The sequence below is a fragment of the Thermoactinomyces sp. DSM 45892 genome, assembly GCF_900107305.1.
Classification (GTDB): Bacteria; Bacillota; Bacilli; order Thermoactinomycetales; family Thermoactinomycetaceae; genus Baia.
Genome location: NZ_FNPL01000013.1, coordinates 1 through 18,322, shown reverse-complemented (window position 1 = coordinate 18,322; position 18,322 = coordinate 1). Strand labels below are relative to the sequence as shown.

The 18,322-nt window shown below is 45.1% G+C and carries 15 protein-coding genes and 1 pseudogene; 1 reads left to right on the top strand and 15 read right to left on the bottom strand.

Annotation, left to right across the window (positions count from 1 at the left end; translation table 11 throughout):
- Positions 1-22 precede the first annotated feature (22 nt).
- On the bottom strand, positions 23-1,771 hold the full coding sequence (locus BLU58_RS11310; RefSeq protein WP_093292323.1) for an aromatic amino acid hydroxylase: 1,749 nt from the start codon (positions 1,769-1,771) through the stop codon (positions 23-25).
- Positions 1,772-2,211: 440 nt separating this feature from the next.
- On the bottom strand, positions 2,212-3,648 hold the full coding sequence (locus tag BLU58_RS11305; RefSeq protein WP_093292420.1) for an aldehyde dehydrogenase family protein: 1,437 nt from the start codon (positions 3,646-3,648) through the stop codon (positions 2,212-2,214).
- Positions 3,649-3,848: 200 nt separating this feature from the next.
- Between BLU58_RS11305 and BLU58_RS16935 the strand changes: the two genes are divergently transcribed.
- Positions 3,849-3,983, top strand: coding sequence for a hypothetical protein (locus BLU58_RS16935; RefSeq protein ID WP_255404690.1), 135 nt, complete (start codon positions 3,849-3,851; stop codon positions 3,981-3,983).
- Between the two features lie 22 nt (positions 3,984-4,005).
- Here BLU58_RS16935 and BLU58_RS11300 read toward each other — a convergent pair whose 3' ends face one another.
- The 13 genes and pseudogenes from BLU58_RS11300 to BLU58_RS11240 form a co-directional block, all read right to left on the bottom strand.
- Positions 4,006-4,869, bottom strand: coding sequence for a dihydrodipicolinate synthase family protein (locus BLU58_RS11300; protein ID WP_093292322.1), 864 nt, complete (start codon positions 4,867-4,869; stop codon positions 4,006-4,008).
- Positions 4,870-4,969: 100 nt separating this feature from the next.
- The gene (locus BLU58_RS11295; protein WP_093292321.1) at positions 4,970-5,971 is read right to left on the bottom strand and encodes a proline racemase family protein; all 1,002 of its coding nucleotides are present in this window, start codon (positions 5,969-5,971) and stop codon (positions 4,970-4,972) included.
- Positions 5,968-7,152 (bottom strand): NAD(P)/FAD-dependent oxidoreductase, encoded by a 1,185-nt coding sequence (locus tag BLU58_RS11290; RefSeq protein WP_093292320.1) that lies wholly within the window; start codon positions 7,150-7,152, stop codon positions 5,968-5,970. Before BLU58_RS11290 ends, BLU58_RS11295 begins: the two co-directional genes overlap by 4 nt.
- Positions 7,153-7,168: 16 nt before the next feature.
- Positions 7,169-8,392, bottom strand: a complete 1,224-nt coding sequence (locus BLU58_RS11285) for an NAD(P)/FAD-dependent oxidoreductase (protein ID WP_093292319.1) — start codon at positions 8,390-8,392, stop codon at positions 7,169-7,171.
- Entirely contained in the window at positions 8,389-8,679 is a 291-nt protein-coding gene (locus BLU58_RS11280) for a (2Fe-2S)-binding protein (protein ID WP_093292419.1), read from the bottom strand. Before BLU58_RS11280 ends, BLU58_RS11285 begins: the two co-directional genes overlap by 4 nt.
- Positions 8,680-8,724: 45 nt before the next feature.
- Positions 8,725-8,991 (bottom strand): (2Fe-2S)-binding protein, encoded by a 267-nt coding sequence (locus BLU58_RS11275; RefSeq protein ID WP_255404689.1) that lies wholly within the window; start codon positions 8,989-8,991, stop codon positions 8,725-8,727.
- 30 nt (positions 8,992-9,021) lie between these two features.
- A complete protein-coding gene (locus BLU58_RS11270; protein ID WP_093292317.1) occupies positions 9,022-9,762 on the bottom strand; it encodes a FadR/GntR family transcriptional regulator in 741 nt (246 codons plus the stop codon).
- A gap of 187 nt (positions 9,763-9,949) precedes the next feature.
- Positions 9,950-11,332: a M28 family peptidase gene (locus BLU58_RS11265; RefSeq protein WP_093292316.1), complete on the bottom strand. Its 1,383-nt coding sequence runs from the start codon at positions 11,330-11,332 to the stop codon at positions 9,950-9,952.
- 131 nt (positions 11,333-11,463) lie between these two features.
- Positions 11,464-12,363, bottom strand: a complete 900-nt coding sequence (locus tag BLU58_RS11260; RefSeq protein WP_093292315.1) for an alpha-helical endospore appendage domain-containing protein — start codon at positions 12,361-12,363, stop codon at positions 11,464-11,466.
- Positions 12,364-13,191: 828 nt separating this feature from the next.
- Positions 13,192-14,373 (bottom strand): NupC/NupG family nucleoside CNT transporter, encoded by a 1,182-nt coding sequence (locus tag BLU58_RS11255; RefSeq protein WP_093292314.1) that lies wholly within the window; start codon positions 14,371-14,373, stop codon positions 13,192-13,194.
- 142 nt (positions 14,374-14,515) lie between these two features.
- Complete coding sequence (locus BLU58_RS11250; protein WP_093292313.1) at positions 14,516-15,634, bottom strand: M20/M25/M40 family metallo-hydrolase; 1,119 nt, start codon at positions 15,632-15,634, stop codon at positions 14,516-14,518.
- A gap of 70 nt (positions 15,635-15,704) precedes the next feature.
- On the bottom strand, positions 15,705-16,724 hold the full coding sequence (locus BLU58_RS11245; RefSeq protein ID WP_093292312.1) for an alpha/beta hydrolase: 1,020 nt from the start codon (positions 16,722-16,724) through the stop codon (positions 15,705-15,707).
- A 149-nt stretch (positions 16,725-16,873) separates the two neighbouring features.
- A pseudogene (locus BLU58_RS11240) lies at positions 16,874-18,322 on the bottom strand (collagen-like protein); the annotation flags it as partial.

Sequence of the window (18,322 nt, the reverse complement as noted above, 5' to 3'; positions counted from 1 at the left end):
TGAGTCCTGGGTTTTCTCTGTTCTATGTCATCTGTTTGACGAGAATAGTATGAGGCTCTTGCTCAGCTAATTTGATCCCATTTTCAATTAAGGATCGGCTCTCTAGCCGCCTTCCAGATATCTCACTCAACTCGGCTCTCACTCGGCTCTCTAAGCTCTTGTCCTCAAAGGCAATGGCTAATTCTAATATCTCTACTCGTAGTAACCAGTCATCTGGATCAACTTGGTGCAGGCGAGCCAAAACATCCATGGCCTCCCACGTTGTTCTCTGCTCTTCTCGCAGATCACGGACCTCCTGATAGAGGTCATCCAGATCAGTCCAAACCACCGCAGGTTTATGAACGGTCCATACATCCTGCTCTTCAAAAACAAAACGATCATGATCAGCAGGTCCTGCATAAACAGACTTGATTCGCTCTCCCACTGGCATGTCAAAAGTTCCCCATTCCGGTTCAAACAACACCCGATCGCCCCATGTAACCTTACAATCTTTAAAAGAGAGTAGGGTCAAACGATCTCTTTGGAATGTCATATTCACTAACGTTCCCTCTACCTCAACTCCGCTCACAAATCTCAAGCTCACCTGACTTCCTACCCGCATTCCTAACTCGCCACACTCTACTAAACCCAACTCTTCTAATTGCTTCCCTAAACCCTCTACTCTGCCTATTGGAGCCGAAAATCCATGATGATGGACTGCACATCCTTGGCCTGGTAACTCTTCATCCTCAAACGATAGCTGTGTTCCGCCTTCTGTCCGAAGATAGATCGCTTCTCCTTGTTCATCGTAGAGAAGTTCCACTATAACTCCACTTACTTGTAAACCAGAGCTGTATACAGAAGTGGTTACTTGTCCAGAGCGTTGTGCTTTTTCCAAACTTTGCGTTCCACCAACCCGATACGCCATTCGTTCACTGTAGTGCTTAATCCCTTCAATTAATTGATCGAAATCCTGACAAACAAACAATTGTGGTTGCTGCTTGGTCACATCAAAGTCAGTGTCGATACATACATCCACATCAAATGGGATTTTCTCCACATCAGGCGATAAACAATGCTGTCCTTCACTGATCGAAGAAAGCAATCCAGCCCCATAGATTTTCGGATCGCTTCGTGTACCAACCAAACCATATTCAACTGTCCACCAGTACAACCGAGAAATCTCAGTCGCCTCTGATCGCACTGTCGCGGCTTTCATCTTCTCAGCATGGACTCTCTCCACTTCAGCAATCATCTCTGGAGTAGAAGCCGGGTCTTCCATGACTTGAGTTAGCTTACGAGTCGCTAAAAACAACTCATGCTCTTCCCGTGAAGAGATCGCCTTGGCTCCAATCTGTCCGAACAACCTAACATACTCCGCAAATTTCGGTTCACTTAAGATGGGAGCATGCCCTCCAGCCTCATGAAGCATATCAGGAGCAGGTGTATAACCAATATGCTTCAGAGTCCGAATTTCTGTCGCAATAGGTAGAAATCCATGACCTTGGAAGTCAAAGAATGCCACTCCAGGGATCAACCCATCGATTGTCACTGCTGCTAGTCCAAATGGCTCCAAACATTTACTCATCTCATCTACACGAGGGATTCGATCGAGGGAAATACCCGACTTCTCCAAGCCATCCTGATAGGATTCATGAGCAAGATCACGAAAAAAATGATAGTTTTGCCTCATCACATAACGCCAGACCGCCTGATTAATCGGTGTATATAAATCATAGTCCTGCTTTGAAGCATACGCTTGTAGATGGGACGGGATTGTTTTCCTCGACATAAATCTCTCTCCTTTTTTTTACAAAATAAAAAAGCTTCCATCCTATAGGGACGAAAAGCTCCGCGGTACCACCCTAATTGGTTATAACATGTAAGCTATAACCCACTCTTTATGGCACCTACTTGACAAGGGTAATTCACATCTAACATTGCCTAGGTTTGCACCTCCCACCTAGTCTCTGGTACTGCATATGTAAGTGCTACTGATTCTTGTCGATGCCGCATATTTACTTTATCACTTGTTTGCTTTTATGCGATAAAGTAAATATACAGTATTAGGAGCAATCGTGCAATAGGAAATTTTTCACATAAGTCATGTTTGTCCCTTTTAATTATTTCGATTAGACATATAATATATCCTTCTTATTAATATTTTTTATAACTTATTTAGTAGGCATGAAAAAATCCAGCATCTTTCTAAGCTGGATTTTTTCATGCCTACTAAACGGAATAGCTTATCGCACATGTTTTCCATTGTGTATAGAAATCAAGTGCAGCCACTCCTTGTTCACGTGTATGAGAGCTAGAGAGCTTCATTCCACCGAATGGTGATTGATATTCGACCCCGGCGGTTTCTTGATTCACGCGAACCATTCCTGCTTCTGCTTCGTCTAGGAAGCGGAGCGCGTGGTTTACATCTTTTGTAAAGATGGATGCACTTAATCCATAGACTGTTTGATTACATAATTGAATCGCTTCCTCAAAATCATGAGCAGGAAGTAACGTTACAACAGGGCCGAAGATTTCCTCTTGCACGAGTTTATGATCATTCCCTACACCTTTTACAACTAACGGGGGAATATAATAGCCAGGTTTTTGTATCGTATTAGCCCCTTCTACCACGACTTCTGCTTCCCGACGAGCCAATTCAACATACGAGTTAACCGTTTGATACTGTTCTTTTGATGCGACTGGTCCTAAATAGGCTTTTGGATCGAGGGCATAGCTTAACTTCACACTCGATATTCCTTGCCGGAGTGCATCGATAAATGAATTCATAATCCCCTTTTCCACAATGACTCGACTTGTTGCTGTACATTTTTGGCCTGCTGAACGAAAAGCTCCGCTTAAAATCATCGGCACCGTTTTTTCGATATCTGCATCATGTAAAACGATAGCAGCATTTTTCCCTCCCATCTCCGTCTGATACTTAATATGGCGCTTGGCGCAAGTAGCGGCAATATGACTTCCTACCATAGAAGATCCCGTAAAGCTGATGGCATCTACATCCATCTTCTCAATCATCTGATTTCCGATTACACTACCTTTTCCAATCACTAGATTAAAAACACCTTCGGGTAGTCCAACTTGAGCAAAGATTTCGGTTAAGCGAACGGCTGTTAAAGAAGCGTATTCCGCAGGCTTCCAGACCACTGTATTACCGCAGATTAATGCAGGAGCAATCTTCCAAATCGGAATCGCTACAGGGAAATTCCACGGTGTGATGATTCCAACTACTCCAAGTGGAACTCGTTTCGAATACTGCACCACATCTATTTGCGTCGACGGAATCAACTGTCCATGGGTTCTTACTCCCTCTCCTGCGTAATACCTAAGTAAATGGACACCCCGCATCACTTCCAACTTCATCTCTGTGATCGGCTTCCCCATCTCCTGACTCGCTAATTGAGCAACTTCCTCCGAGTGAATCTGCAACAGATCTGCCATCTTATATAGAAACTCTCCCCTAGCAGAACCTGTTAATTTCGCCCATCCCCTAGAAGCTCTCCTCGCCGCTTCACCTGCTTGTAACACAAGTGAATCATCCGAAAGGGTTATCGTCCCCACTTCTATCTCCGTATGCGAAGGGTTTTTTACAACCACCTTCTCCCCCACCGGCTCAATCCATTCCCCACCAATCCAGTTTCGACTCTCCACCGTATCTCCTCCTGTAAAATGTAGCGTAATCTTCGCAATCACCAAGAGAAACTCCTATCAAAGATGTACCTCGCACTCCACAATCCAAGACTTGTTGATAAACCAGAAAACGAAAATGGAGTAGGGGCAATGTATCTGGCCACTGCGATGTTAGTGGTCCTACCTAGCGCAGTCCTTCGTAGCTAGGGCGTTTTGCGGCAATGTTTGAGCGTTCTTTGCGAGTTTTGCCACTTGCCCGAAGCGGAGAAGGACGAAGCGGACTTGCTTTTCCACATCTGCGTAGTTCACTATTTGAGCTGTGGAAAGATACATTGCCCCGGGACATTCGATTCTGACTAATTCAACAACCCACTACACTCAAATACATTGGCTTGCCTTTTCAATACTCTCTTTCTCCTCATTCGTTAAATCAAGGCGCGGAGCACGAGCTCTACCCACAGGCCTACCTACCAACTCAAGCGCATATTTGATCGATTGAACCAAACGCGGGGTGGAGTCATAACGAAAAAGAGGTAGCAAACGACGATATAATTGTGTGGCTTCCGAGACTTTTCTGTTAATTGCAAAATCGAATAATTCAACGCTTTCTTTCGGATGCGAATTGGTAAAGCCAGCAATCCACCCGGTAGCGCCTGCTAACAAGCCTTCTAAAGCCAAATCATCCGCGCCTGCTAAAACTTCCAAATCGGTCTTTTCATATATCTCATGAATCCGGCGTATATCTCCGGAAAATTCTTTCACAGCGACTACATGTTCGAGCTTGCAGAGCTCTGCTAATAAATCAGGGGTTAAATCGACTTTGGTATCAAATGGGTTGTTGTAGGCTATAATCGGTAGACCTACGTCCGACAGAGACTGATAAAAAGAAATCACTTCCGACCGAGTTGGATTATAGTTAATCGGCGGCAAAGCCATGATCCCGCTTGCGCCTACCCTCTTCGCATGTTCCGCCCAGCCAACTGCTTTTTGCGTAGACGGAGCACCTGTCCCCACTACAACAGGAACACGGCCCGCAGCTGCCTCGACAACCGTTTCCACTACCTTGGCTCTCTCTTCATCATCCAATGCAGCATACTCTCCTACTGATCCAACTGGTACAAGTCCATGAACACCATTTTGAATTAACCAGTCCGCATGCTCTCTCAATCGATCGTAGTCCACCTTCATCGAATCTGTAAAAGGGGTTACAATCGCCACATAGATGCCATAAAATCGTTTCATTACACTTTCCCCCTGTATTTTAGTATGTGAACATGTTGGCAAACTCGATAAACGTACTTTAACCCAGAAGTGCCTCACCCCCTTTCTATCCTCTCCATCCTTACAAAATTAAAAAGCCGTCCAAAAGTGGATCACTCGGATCAATCACAAACTGATGAAAACCCGTAACCCATGCAGAGCCTGAAATTTGCGGAATCACCGCTGAAAGATCGCCTACGGTCGTTTCAGCCAGCACCTCTGCATAAAAGAGGGAGCCCACGATGCTTTCATGTACAAACTCTTGATGAAGTGCCAGTTCCCCTTTTTCAAATAACGTTGCGACCTTCGCAGAAGTCCCCGTCCCACACGGCGAACGATCAATCCCACCCGGCGGAATCACCACGGTATTTCGGCAATCTGCTTCTGGGGATACTGCATCAGCATAAAACTCCACATGTGTAAGACCGCTAATCACGGGGATCTCTGGATGAACGATCTCGACCTGTTCATTTATCGCATCCCGAATCCGAATCGCCTTTTGGACTATATCGGCCGCATGTTCGGTCGTAAGCTCTAACCCGACTTGCTGTGCCTCTACCAATGCATAAAAGTTTCCGCCGTATGCAATATCACACGTTACTTCTCCTAATCCATCCACCGAAACATGGACTTCTCGTTTGTATAAGAAAGAAGGGATATTCGTAAACGTAACCCGCTTTACTTTGCCGTCCTCTATTAATAGCTTTGCTTCTACTAAGCCAGCAGGTGTATCCAAACGCAAGGTGGTTTGATCCGTTGGAAAGATTCCTGCTTCCACTAACGCCGTACATACACCAATCGTGTCATGACCACACATCGGGAGATAGCCACCTGTCTCAATAAATACAACGCCAATATCCGCTGTTGGATCACAAGGTTCCGTCAAGATACACCCTGACATCACGCCATGTCCACGTGGTTCATACATGAGAAGACGACGAAAATCATCGTGATGCTCTTTCATATAAACCATTTTTTCTGTCATTGTGTTGCCTATTAATTTTGGTGCACCGCTCGTAACCGTACGAGTTGGATTGCCGCCTGTATGTGTATCAATCGTCGAAATTAATTTTGAAATCCTCATCTTTTTCCAGCTTCCTTTTTAAATCGATTATAGTGTAGCGGTTCTAATGAAATCGTTGTCTCTTGACCGGTAATACATTCACTCATCACTTTGCCAGTAATGGCAGCGAGGCTAATCCCATCCCCTTCATGACCTGCCGCAATATAAAACCCAGGAACCTCTTCTACACGGGAGACAATCGGCAAATGGTCCGGGGTCCACGGACGAAGCCCACAGTAGCTCCGCAAGACAGGGATATCCTTCATCGCAGGAAAGAATCGAATCGCCCTTCTTGCGATACAACGAATTACATCTACGTTAATTTTCATATCAAATCCCACAAATTCGCGACTACTTCCGATCAGAAAATTTTGGGAGGCGGTCGGTTCAAAAACCAAGGCAACGCCATATTGTTCCGTTCGCTTATCTACTTTTCTCTCTTTACCAAACTTACTCATCAGATAACTGAATTCCATCACTTTTCTCGTTCCCATACTCTCTGATCGAGAAGAGACTAAAATATGCCCTTTTCGTGGTTCCACCGGGATCTCAATCCCCACCATCTGGGCGATAGGCTTGGACCACACACCCGCGGCATTCACAACATGCTTGGCTTTTATCAATCCATTTGATGTTTCCACCCCTGCCACAGCCCCGGATGAATCTAACCGAATCCCTGTCACCCATGTATGCGTTTTCAATCTAGCGCCTAACCGCTCTGCTGTAACAGCTAATGAATACGTAAACAACACCGGGTTTACCGTAGAATCAGTAGCACACTCTAATCCACCGTGGATATCATCAGCCATATGCTTCCATTCACTTCGAATCTCGCCCCGATCGAGCATTCGAAAGGGTAATCCTATCTCTTTTTGCCGATTTACCCACATTTCCGCTGCTTCCATCTCTTCTTCCGACTCACAAACCAAAATACTACCAGGTGCCCGATATTCAAACTCTTCATCTAACTCAGCCACTAATTGTGAAACCAATTTTTGTGACTCCAGCGACATCTGGCTATCAAAACCGGGTTCCTTATCAATTGCTAAAATATTGCCATCACATTTTGAAGAAGTCCCCCCAGCGATCTCTCCTTTTTCCACAACCACGACATCAGAACCAAGTTTCGCCAAGTAGTAAGCTGTAGCCATCCCGATAATGCCACCACCAATAATCACGACATCCGCATTCTCCGTTGTCATCAAGTCTCACCTCCACCTACATCCAATGATCAAATAGCTCGTAGATCCGCTTCCTAGCGCTATCTATCTCAGGATGAAATTGAATCATCGCAGAGTTCCGCACCTCTTTTACCTCGTCAATCGCATCTAGCAACTTCGGCTCCTCTTCACAAGCAAACCACCCATCATCATACAAAATCGAGTGTGCTACCAAACGTCCCTGAGCCATGGCTACTTGCGCTCCTTCTATCCCTGTTATATTTCCTGCTACATAGAGATTAGGCAAGGTTGTTTTCATTCGTTCATTATGAATCGGGATATTCCCACCTAATTCGGGAACATAGAGAAAGGGGCAACCTGCCAACGCCGCCAGCTCAGCTAACGGATACAAACCTCCCGCTATCGCAACGAAATCCACCTTGATCTCCCTCTGGCTTCCTTCAATGATTTCTCCACTACTCGTCACATCAGCCACAATAACCGACTCAACTTGATCTATCCCTTGAATGGAAACAAGTGCAGTTCGTAGTTGTAGAGGCAGATCCCACACTTTCAACCCCTTTTTAGGAAAACAAGAGGCAATTAATCGACTCAACTTCATTTTCTGTGCCAGCTTTCCACCCCAGCGCATCCACGAAGCAGGCGCCGCATCCGATAACCTTGTTAAAAGTTCGACCGCGGTAACGGGGGTAGTCTCCTCCGTCGCAAACAAATCACTAGGCGGTAACGCAATCCCCTCTATCTCAATCCCTGCTACCGTTAATTCCCTAGCAATGGCAAGGGACAGCACATTTATACCCACGATGTACCCCTTCTTGCCCGGCTTGACTTGATGGACATTTGCCATCACTTGCGCTGCTCCGATCGACATTACCCCTGGAAGTGTCCAACCAGAGACAGGAACGGGGATCTCAGCCGCACCTGTTGCCAGTAGTAAGTATTTCGTATGGATGTCTCCCTTTGACGTAAGCACCTTCCAACCGCCGGGAAGTAGCTCCAGTCCATACACCGAAACGCCGCACTGAATCGTAACCCCTGCTGAGACATTTTGTGCGATGAGATTAGCTGCAACCGTTTTCCCAACCCACCACGAACGATCTCTTGCTTCATGAAACTGCCCTAACAAACGTCCACCAGGTTCAGGGAATTCATCAATGATCATAACCCGGAAATCACGATCCGCCGAAATCGTAGTTGCAGCCGACAACCCTGCCGGACCCGCACCTACAATCAGTAGATCGGTTTGCTGTATTTCATTCATGAATCCACCCTCCCTGTAATCGCGTTGGGAAGCCTGCTTCCTTCTCGAATCTCCATTCCTTCTTCCAAAGGGGTAAGACATGCCCGTACTTGCCCTTTTCCAATCAGCTGGACACGACACTCCATACAGTGACCAATCCCACAATAAAGCCCACGAGCAGATCCTGATTCCTCATGTCTACGTAAAACCCGAATGTGATTTGCAAGCAATGCTACCGCAATCGGCTCCCCTTCTAACCCTTTTAACTCCTCACCATTATAAGTAAATGAGATCACTTTCTTATTCATCTCTCCCAAAAGAGGGTGATGACTAATGCGAAGAGGTTTTCTCACTTATTCCTCACCCGCCAATTCCCCAAAAGTAACAAGCCTTATTGGAGCTCGATAAGATAATGGTTCGACTCCCTTATCAGCACTAGGATCTTTCTTACTAAGCCACAGATTTACCAACTGACGACACACTCTTCCCTGACAAGCACCCATCGTAACTCTCGTTTTCATCTTCAACTGACGAGACGTGATCGCGCCTGAGAGATAGGCATCCTCCAATTGTTTACCCGTTACTTCCTCACATCTGCAAACAATGAACCCTTCATTCACATGATCACCCCACAGTTACCTATTTGCCCATTAATTAAATTTGCTAATATTCCGTTCAATATGGTTCGCCATCCGCTTTTGTGCTAATTCAGCGTTCCCCTCACTAATCGCCTCAGCAATCTCCATCAAATCCGATGCTTGCTGCTTGCGCCACACCACATCATCAATCTTCTCTAACATTAAAGAAGTTTTACGGAGCACACCATGAATCGCTAACATGATCGCAACCCGAATCTGATTATGTGAAGCCTGAGCCACTTCTTCGTGGAAGGCCAAATCTAGTTCTATAAACTTCTCCCATGGCACCTTACTTGAATGCGCCACTTCCTTTATTTTGTTTGCGATTGTCACTAATTGTTCGACTTGTATCGTCGTGGCTCGTTGTGCGGCCCAGTACGCCGTTTCCGCTTCAAATGTTTGCCTAAACTCCACTAACTCACTAATCGTCGCACCACGAAAGCGTAGCAATGCAGCGAGTGCTTTCCCTACATGATCTGGCTTCGGCTCCGCAACAAAAATACCACCATAAACCCCACGACGCACCTCTACTACTCCAATCGCTTCTAATGATCGAATGGCTTCTCGTACAGTAGGACGGCTCACTCCAAAGAGGCTACACAGTTCCCTCTCATTTGGTAGACGATCTCCATCCTTTAAATGCCCTTGCAAAATCGCTTCCTTGATCTGCATCGCGATATCTTCAAAACCACGCCCTGGACGAACTTCCGAAAAAAATGGATGCCGATCGCCTATATCTGTATCAAATTGCATCTTCTTCTCAACCCCACAAGCATAAATAGTAAATTATCTAAAGGTATTACCTTTTATCAATACCTATTGTATCAAAAGATACTTCATGGAACAATTAATTATCTTAATTTTATATATAAAAATTTATATTTTACATAAAAGAAAAAGCACCCGACCCATCGAGAGTCTGATGCTTTCCCATCTTACCTTATTTCGTTACGAAGTTCACACCGTGATCGTGATGAGCTTGTTTCACTTGGACTTCGTTTAGAAGTTGCATTTGTCCCTTTGCTGGTGACCCGGAATTGTTATTCGCGATATCGAGAACTAAGTTCGTGACAAGTGTTCCCACATTTTTCAGGTTTGGCTTCTGGATTTTATCTAACGTGTCTTGGTCGCTGTGGTAGTATGGATCTTCACTTACATGCAAGAAAGCAACTGGGATGCCTAGTGGTTCAAAAGAAGCATGATCGCTTCGAGTAGAAAACCCTCTAATCGGGGTAATCTGTAACTCTTCCGCTTTCTCGACTGCCAAGTCTGCCACAAAGGATTGTGCATCTGCAGAGGCAGTTAACACACTCACCTTATCCCCAACTCCAACCATATCCATGTTGATCATGCCAGAAATCTTCGCAGCTTCTTCTGGTTTTAGGGACTGTGCATAAAACTCAGATCCAACCAATCCAGCTTCTTCCGCACCAAACGCGATAAATCTTACATTCATATCTAGCTTCTTCTGGGAAGCTAGACGCGCCACTTCTAACATCGTAGCTGTTCCAGAGGCATTATCATTAGCCGCTGCTGAGTCAACGCCATCATAATGTGCACCCACTACAAGGGTCTTCGCCTTCCTTGCATTTTTCGCCTTGTAAGTACCGATCACATTTTGCGAGTACGTATTGATCACTTTGGTGTCCGCCTTCATGGTCGTCGTCACCTTTTGGCCACTACTTAACAAATTAGTCAAAACAGCACCATCTGTATCCGTAAGACCAATTGCAGGGATACTTGTTTGCTGTCCGAGTGTTCCACCTAACTTACCCGTGGTGTTATTAAAGATCACAACCCCAATCGCTCCTGCTTTCGCCGCATTTTGTGTTTTATCGTAGAAAGTAAGGTTTCCACGCTTGATCAGGGCGATCTTTCCTTTTACATCCAGAGAAGCAAAGTCACTCTCTGCGCCCAACCCAGCATATACTAAATCTGCACTCAGCCCTTTAGCTGGTGTACTCGGAGAATAGGTTAGGGGAGCCGTCTCAAACGATTTATTCTCAGGCTGACTAACCGTTAGTGCTGCCCCACGACTCTCAAAGCGAGTAAACGGAAATCTCTGCATCTTTACATCAAAGCCTAATTTTTTAAAGCGTTGTGCGATCACCTTCGCCGCTCGATGCTCACCTGGAGTGCCTGCCATACGAGCATCATCCTTACTTGCCATCCAAGCAATATCACGATAAATTCTCTCCTCAGAAACACGAGGTTTAGCATGCCTTTTTTCTTGCACAGGAACTCCTGAAGCAAACGCTGTTGTAAAGACCAACGGGATCGAGAGCATGAGCCCCATGGCTGTCTTGCGGATCGCCTTCTTCAATATAATTCCTCCTCAAACGAATATATTTTAAATATTTTTACATTTTGATTTATTCTATCTATGTACTATGGAATCCTTCTTAAATAGAGGAAAACAGCGAAAAAAAGGCCCCTTCTTTTGAAGGGGTTCCCTTACGTTACTTTCAATATCGTAATACTTACTAAACCATCCTCTAGAGCAAGGGTTTGACCTGTTGCTCCAATCAGATTTACTTGTGCTGTAAGGACCTGACTTGGTAGAGAAACTGGAAGCACTACTTGAAGAGAGCCATCTGCATTTTGGCTAGGACCATGTAGAATTGACTGTGCAGTTGGGACTAAGACTCCATCCAAGTTCAACTCAAACATTCCACTATCGTTAGTTCCAGCCACAGAACGTCCAGAAAGAGAAGCACTGATTAAATAGTTATGACCCCCTTCAAGAGTAATTCCTGCGACACCAGGTGTAATTGTAATACCAGATCCACCGAAAGAAATAGTATCCCACGTAACTCCAGTACTCGTATTAGGCGGATAGGGTACAATACTACTAATCCCATTCGCAAATCCTTCAGATATAGCACCCGTTGGACCAGTGAAACCTTGTGGTCCCGTAGCACCTTGTGGACCTGTCGGACCTTGTGGTCCCGTAGCACCCTGTGGTCCCGTAGCACCTGGTGAACCAATATCACCTTGTGGACCTGGAGCGCCTGGTGGACCTGCAGGGCCTTGTGGACCTGCATTCAGCGAACCACCGGCCGAATCCAAGACATTCTCTAATTTCTCGTTTAAGATCCATTCTTTCTTAGCTATTACGTTAATGGTATCTTTAACACTTTGATTGATCACTAAAAGATCCGTAAGCGTAGGATTTAATGCTGACGAAATCCCTGGAAGCGTTCCGAGCACGTACTGCAATTTCTCTCCTTCTGCATTAATAATATGACTCAATCCTAGTTCTTCTAGGGCAATCGAAGATAAAAGTAAATTAATCGCATCGTCTCGAGTCAAATTAATATTTGGGCTTACATTCGGTATATTCGGATAAGACATATTACTCACCTCCTGACTAAATCTGCTCCCTTTTTCAATATATTTTAGTCCACCTTATTTAGTGCACAGAGACCTTGCCAAGCAATTGCCTATCTTATTCAATAAAGAAGTTGTCCTGACAGGGAGAGGCAGCAAATCCATGATGAATTGCAATTAGCCCAAATTCCAAACCATCTTTCCACTACTCATCAAAGCCTATCTTTCCTTACTCTTTTTTCCTTTATTAAATTCATCGTATGTCCCTTTTTCTAAAATGCTCCATTCATCTACACAAAGATAAAAGCCTGATTCTTGCTTTTACAATTCCTGAGCGTACAAATAAAACTCATGTTGATGTTGTTGATCCTTAAAGAAAACGCTATGCTCTCAGTTGTATACTGAAAAGAATAGCGTTTTTTGATGTTTAGGTATATTCTTTTTTCTTATCTAGTGGTACAGCATTTGGAACATAGTTTAATAGATCGAATATATGTGCAAGGAACTTGTTCTATCCTAGTTTTCGTACGCACATATATTGCATTTCGAGTAATCCTGAGTAATCTTCCACTAAATTTTGTTGTTATATCACTTAATGTTATGAAGACCATTTTATTTATGAAGCTTCGAGGGATTGATCCACACTTCATAGCTATTTCCTCTTTTCCTTTTCTATTTTATGATTCTCTATCAATGTATTCTATTTTGACAGTATTTGTACATGTCATGCGCGGATAAGAGAACGCGGATTAAGGTACAGATACTACTGAAAAATAACGTTTTTCGATGTTTGGTGCGGAACCACTCAGATATAAAAAGGCATCCTACTGTCTAGACAGGATGCTCTTTTATTTACAAAAACAATCCCACAATCGTACCCGATAAGATCGACGCTAAGGTAGAACCGTACAATAATTTCAAACCAAACTTCGCTACCTCATCTCCCTTTTTCTCATTCAATGCCTTAATTGCACCGGTAATAATCCCGATCGAGCTAAAATTAGCGAAACTGACTAGGAAAACAGAAACGATCCCGACGGTTTTAGCGGAGAGCTGCTTAGACACATTTTGGAAGTCAAGCATCGCGACAAACTCATTTGTTACTAGTTTTGTTGCCATCACACTACCTGCTTTCACTGCTTCCTCGAAAGGCACTCCCATCAAGAAGGCAACCGGTGCGAAGATGTAACCAAGTATGGTTTGGAATGAGATGTGGAAGACAAACGTAAACAAGTAGTTGATGAAGTTAATTAGCGCTATATAACCAATCAACATCGCTGCCACGATAATCGCCACCTTAAAACCATCCATAATGCTCTCGCTAATGGCTTGAAAGAGATTAACCTTCTCTGCTGATTGCTCGATCGCTAAATCGTCCTCATCTCCGAGGTCGTAAGGGTTAATGAGATTGGCGATGATAAGAGCGGAAAAGATATTGATGATAATGGCCACAACAACGTATCTAGGCTCCACCATCGTCATATATGCCCCTACGATTGCGATACTAACCGCACTCATCGCCGATGTACATAACGTATAAAGACGCCGCTTTGATACTGACCCAAGTTGCTTCTTAGTGGTAAGGAACACTTCAGATTGTCCCAAGATCGCGGAAGAGACAGCTACATAGTTCTCCAGTTTTCCCATACCGTTTAACTTACTTAATCCGAGTCCGATCACCCGAATGATAAATGGCAGTATGTGATAGTGACTTAAGATCCCGATCAATACCGAGATAAAGACAATCGGTAATAGCACATCAAGAAAAAAGGTAGATGCCCCATTGTTTTCTAACCCGCCAAATACAAAGTCGACTCCACTGATTCCGAGCACGACTAACTTGTGAAATGCTTTTGAAACACCCGATACTATCGTAATCCCCACTTCTGTACTTAGCATAAAAAAGGTGAGAATTGCTTCTACTACAAGCATCACGATAATAGGCTTCAGCTTAATATCTTTCCGATTATGACTGGCGATATATCCCAATACGAACACTAAAAGTAAACCTGTAAGGAAAAAGACCACATTCATATTTTCTGTCTCCTGTTTCGTTGTGATTAGCGTTATTTTTCCAAAGAAAGGGTTGTTCATACGCCATTTCTTCCTTTTCTGAGACAAAAAGAAAAAAGCCCTGCATCATCAAGAGCTTTTGATAAAACAAAACATTTTCTTCCTATTCGGCGCATTCCTGTGCAACTGCTACAAACAACTCAGCGGCTTTGTTAAGCTCTTCTATCGGCATATGCTCTTCCGTAGTATGTATTTTCTTATACCCGATTCCAAAGTTGACAGTTGGAATACCGTATCCAGCTATCACGTTGGCATCACTACCACCACCACTTCCACCAATCGCCGGCGTACGACCAATCCGTTTCACAGCCGCAACTGCTTTCTGGACCACTAAGTCTTCTTCTGTAAAGGAGAATCCTGGATAAAGGACATTGGTTTTCACATCTGCTGTTGCACCAAAGTCAGCAGCCGCGGACTGGAATCCTTGTACCATTTTTTCTACTTGTTGATGGAGTTTTTCTTCATTACGGCTCCGAGCCTCCGCTAGAATTTCCACGTATTCTGTCACGATGTTGGTTGCAGTACCTCCGTGGAAACTACCGATGTTCGCTGTCGTTTCTTCATCAATTCGCCCGAGTGGCATACGAGAAATAGCACGACTAGCCACTTGAATGGCACTAATACCTGCTTCCGGATTTACTCCTGCATGCGCCGCACGACCATGAATGCGGGCGAGGATCTTCACCTGAGATGGCGCACTCACGATGATTTCCCCTACAGGCCCATTGGAGTCTAAAGCAAATCCGAAATCAGCTTTTACATATTGTCTTTCTAAGTGGCGAGCACCTACTAATCCCGATTCTTCTCCAATCGTCAAAACCAATTGAATCGTACCGTGAGGCACTTTCTGCTCTTGTAGCACACGAATTCCTTCTAAGATGGCTGCCAATCCAGCCTTATCGTCACTACCCAGAATGGTTGTTCCATCTGAATAGATGTGGTTATCTTTGATAATCGGCTTAATCCCTTTTCCCGGAGTAACGGTATCCATGTGGCAAGTAAAATAGATCGTAGGAGCATCTTCCACACTCCCCTTTAGGGTCGCAATCAAGTTACCAGCACCATACTTTGTTACAGCTGCTGAGCCATCTTCGACTACATCTAGGCCAAGATCGGTTAGCTTCTGTTTCAACAGGTCACAAATCGCACGCTCGTCCCCTGTTTCGCTGTCCACTTGTACAAGTTCAATAAATTCATCAAGTATTCTTTGTTGGTTAATCATAATGGACTTCCTCTCCTCGTCAAGGGTATGCGTATATTGTAACACCGTTTTCGCATTAATACAGAAGGGTTTACCTGTTTTTTCTTAAAAATTCTAGAACCTGGTTAAAGGTTTTTTGTGCTGCTGTGGTATTCATTTTAAATTGAAATTCATGTGCTAACTCCCCAAACTCTCTTTTATCAAAGAAAAGAGCATCTACATAAACCCCCTTTCTCTGTAATGCAGCAGCTAGTTCCCTCCCTTGATCTTCAAATGATTTCGTATTCCCATCAGTAATAAAGGAAGGAGGAAATTTTTCTGTGACATGGTTTAAAACAGCCGCTATTTTTACTTCCGGTAACCCTTCCCAATCTTCTCTACCCATGTATGCCCATCCAGTGGTACGTAGAAAGTCTTGTATCTTTTTACTTGTTTCCATCTTAGCTAGATTCGGCATATTGTACGGGCCGCAAAATAGCAACATGCCTTTTATCGTAGTCGGATCTACAATCGCATCTATTTTGTTTAATTTGGCATACTCTTTCGAGGTCTGAATGTTAGCGAATTGACTTGATATCTGTGCTCCAGCAGAGTCTCCAGCAAAATAGACTCGATCTAGGTTTACGCCATATTTTTTATCATTTTTCTTCATGTATTCGTATGCCTCACCTAGTTGAAGTACGGGTGTAGGATATCTTCTTTTTGGAGCAAGGGCATAGTTGATATTCACCACGGTATAACCATGGGAAGCCAACTCTACCGCATACCCAGTGATATTTGATTTATCCCCTCCCACAAATCCACCACCGTGCACCCAAAAAATAGTTGGAGTTTCACCTGTACGCTTTTTCGGATAGATGATGTCTAATTTCCCATCTGGAAATTTAGACTGATAATCGACATCTTTCGTGATTGTTGTTTTATTTTCAGCATCGCCATGCACGGCAGATGGGGTGAATACGCCACCTTCAAATGCTCTTTTAATCAAAAATGATTTTGGAACGGGAGAAAGATTCCAATAACTAACTCCAGCAATAGTTAGTCCTATAAGGGTTATGAAAGTGATGAGCATTCTTTTTTTCCATGTTCCTTTGGATTTAATTGCTTTCATTTGTGTATAACACCTCTCTTTGATCAATGATGTTTTCTCTTAGTAAGAAAGTATAACCCATTTATGATAAAAAAATTGAAACAAGCCTGTAATCGATAAGACGATATACAGGCTCGTTCTGAAATATGGGTGAAACGATATATGGTGCTCTAGGTCAATCGATGCACGGACCAAACTGTGCCTGAAGGTAAAGCAGCATCTCCGCCTATATCTAAACTAATCACTAATCCATTTGCCTGATAAGCAATCGAAACCTGATCCCCTGCATCTAAATCAAAGTCTCCTACTAATGTAATGGAAGCATTCCCCAAAATCACTCTTAAGGTAAGAATCAATAGAATGTTTACATCTAATACGGGGAACAAACCCGAAACCAAAGTTGTATCTATAGGTGCCGTTCGTTGAATAGCAAAAGCCGGATTAACATTTGCACCAATTTGGGCAGTGATCGTTGCTGTTGTCGTATAACTAATAACTGCCTTCATCGAGTATTTTCCAGTTTCCGGAACAGTATACACTCCGGTGTTTGGATTGAAATTACTTCCTATATAGTAGGGAGTGTTTGCTGGAGCTGTCCAGCCAGCCAATATTTCACTCGCGGAAGTACTCGTACCCGTTGGACGGAAAACAGAGAATCCCTCGATTGCTATATTAGGACCAGTAGGACCCGTTGGACCTTGTGGGCCTGCTTCCCCTTGCGGACCTGTTTCCCCTTGTAGGCCAGTTACCCCGGTAGGGCCTTGCGGGCCCGTTTCTCCTTGCGGACCGGTTACTCCTGTGGCTCCAGCAAATCCGGTGGGACCCGGCAGACCTTGGGGGCCGGTTATTCCAGTGGGACCTGGCTCCCCTTGCGGGCCGGTTTCTCCGATGGCCCCAGCAAATCCCGTAGGGCCTGTCGGACCTTGGGGGCCCGTTTCTCCTTGCGGGCCAGTTACTCCCGTGGCTCCAGTATTGGCCGCTGAACCGGGGGCTCCGGTAGGGCCTTGCGGGCCCGTTTCTCCTTGCGGACCCGTTACTCCGGTAGCTCCGGTATTGGCTGCCGATCCGGGGGCTCCGGTAGGGCCTTGCGGGCCCGTTTCTCCTTGCGGACCCGTTACTCCCGTGGCTCCGGTCTCCCCTACTCCGGTAGCCCCGGTGAAACCTGGTGGACCCGTTTCTCCGGTGGCTCCAGCAAATCCGGTGGGACCCGGCAGACCTTGGGGGCCCGTTTCTCCGGTAGCCCCAGCAAATCCAGTGGGACCCGACGGACCTTGGGGGCCGGTTATTCCAGTGGGACCCGGCCCCCCTTGCGGGCCGGTTTCTCCGATGGCCCCAGCAAATCCCGTAGGGCCTGTCGGACCTTGCGGGCCCGTTTCTCCGGTAGCTCCAGCAAATCCCGTAGGGCCTGTCGGACCTTGGGGGCCCGTTTCTCCTTGCGGGCCCGTTACTCCCGTGGCTCCAGTATTGGCCGCTGAACCGGGGGCTCCGGTAGGGCCTTGTGGGCCCGTTTCTCCTTGCGGACCCGTTACTCCCGTGGCTCCGGTATTGGCTGCCGATCCGGGGGCTCCGGTAGGGCCTTGCGGACCCGTTTCTCCTTGCGGACCCGTTACTCCCGTGGC

Bases quoted from the DNA above. Each gene is read 5' to 3' on its own strand.
- BLU58_RS11310 (WP_093292323.1), bottom strand. From the start codon at position 1,771: ATGTCGAGGAAAACAATCCCGTCCCATCTACAAGCGTATGCTTCAAAG.
- BLU58_RS16935 (WP_255404690.1), top strand. From the start codon at position 3,849: ATGTTTGAGCGTTCTTTGCGAGTTTTGCCACTTGCCCGAAGCGGAGAA.
- BLU58_RS11300 (WP_093292322.1), bottom strand. From the start codon at position 4,869: ATGAAACGATTTTATGGCATCTATGTGGCGATTGTAACCCCTTTTACA.
- BLU58_RS11295 (WP_093292321.1), bottom strand. From the start codon at position 5,971: ATGAGGATTTCAAAATTAATTTCGACGATTGATACACATACAGGCGGC.
- BLU58_RS11290 (WP_093292320.1), bottom strand. From the start codon at position 7,152: ATGACAACGGAGAATGCGGATGTCGTGATTATTGGTGGTGGCATTATC.
- BLU58_RS11285 (WP_093292319.1), bottom strand. From the start codon at position 8,392: ATGAATGAAATACAGCAAACCGATCTACTGATTGTAGGTGCGGGTCCG.
- BLU58_RS11280 (WP_093292419.1), bottom strand. From the start codon at position 8,679: ATGAATAAGAAAGTGATCTCATTTACTTATAATGGTGAGGAGTTAAAA.
- BLU58_RS11270 (WP_093292317.1), bottom strand. From the start codon at position 9,762: ATGCAATTTGATACAGATATAGGCGATCGGCATCCATTTTTTTCGGAA.
- BLU58_RS11260 (WP_093292315.1), bottom strand. From the start codon at position 12,363: ATGTCTTATCCGAATATACCGAATGTAAGCCCAAATATTAATTTGACT.
- BLU58_RS11255 (WP_093292314.1), bottom strand. From the start codon at position 14,373: ATGAATGTGGTCTTTTTCCTTACAGGTTTACTTTTAGTGTTCGTATTG.
- BLU58_RS11250 (WP_093292313.1), bottom strand. From the start codon at position 15,634: ATGATTAACCAACAAAGAATACTTGATGAATTTATTGAACTTGTACAA.
- BLU58_RS11245 (WP_093292312.1), bottom strand. From the start codon at position 16,724: ATGAAAGCAATTAAATCCAAAGGAACATGGAAAAAAAGAATGCTCATC.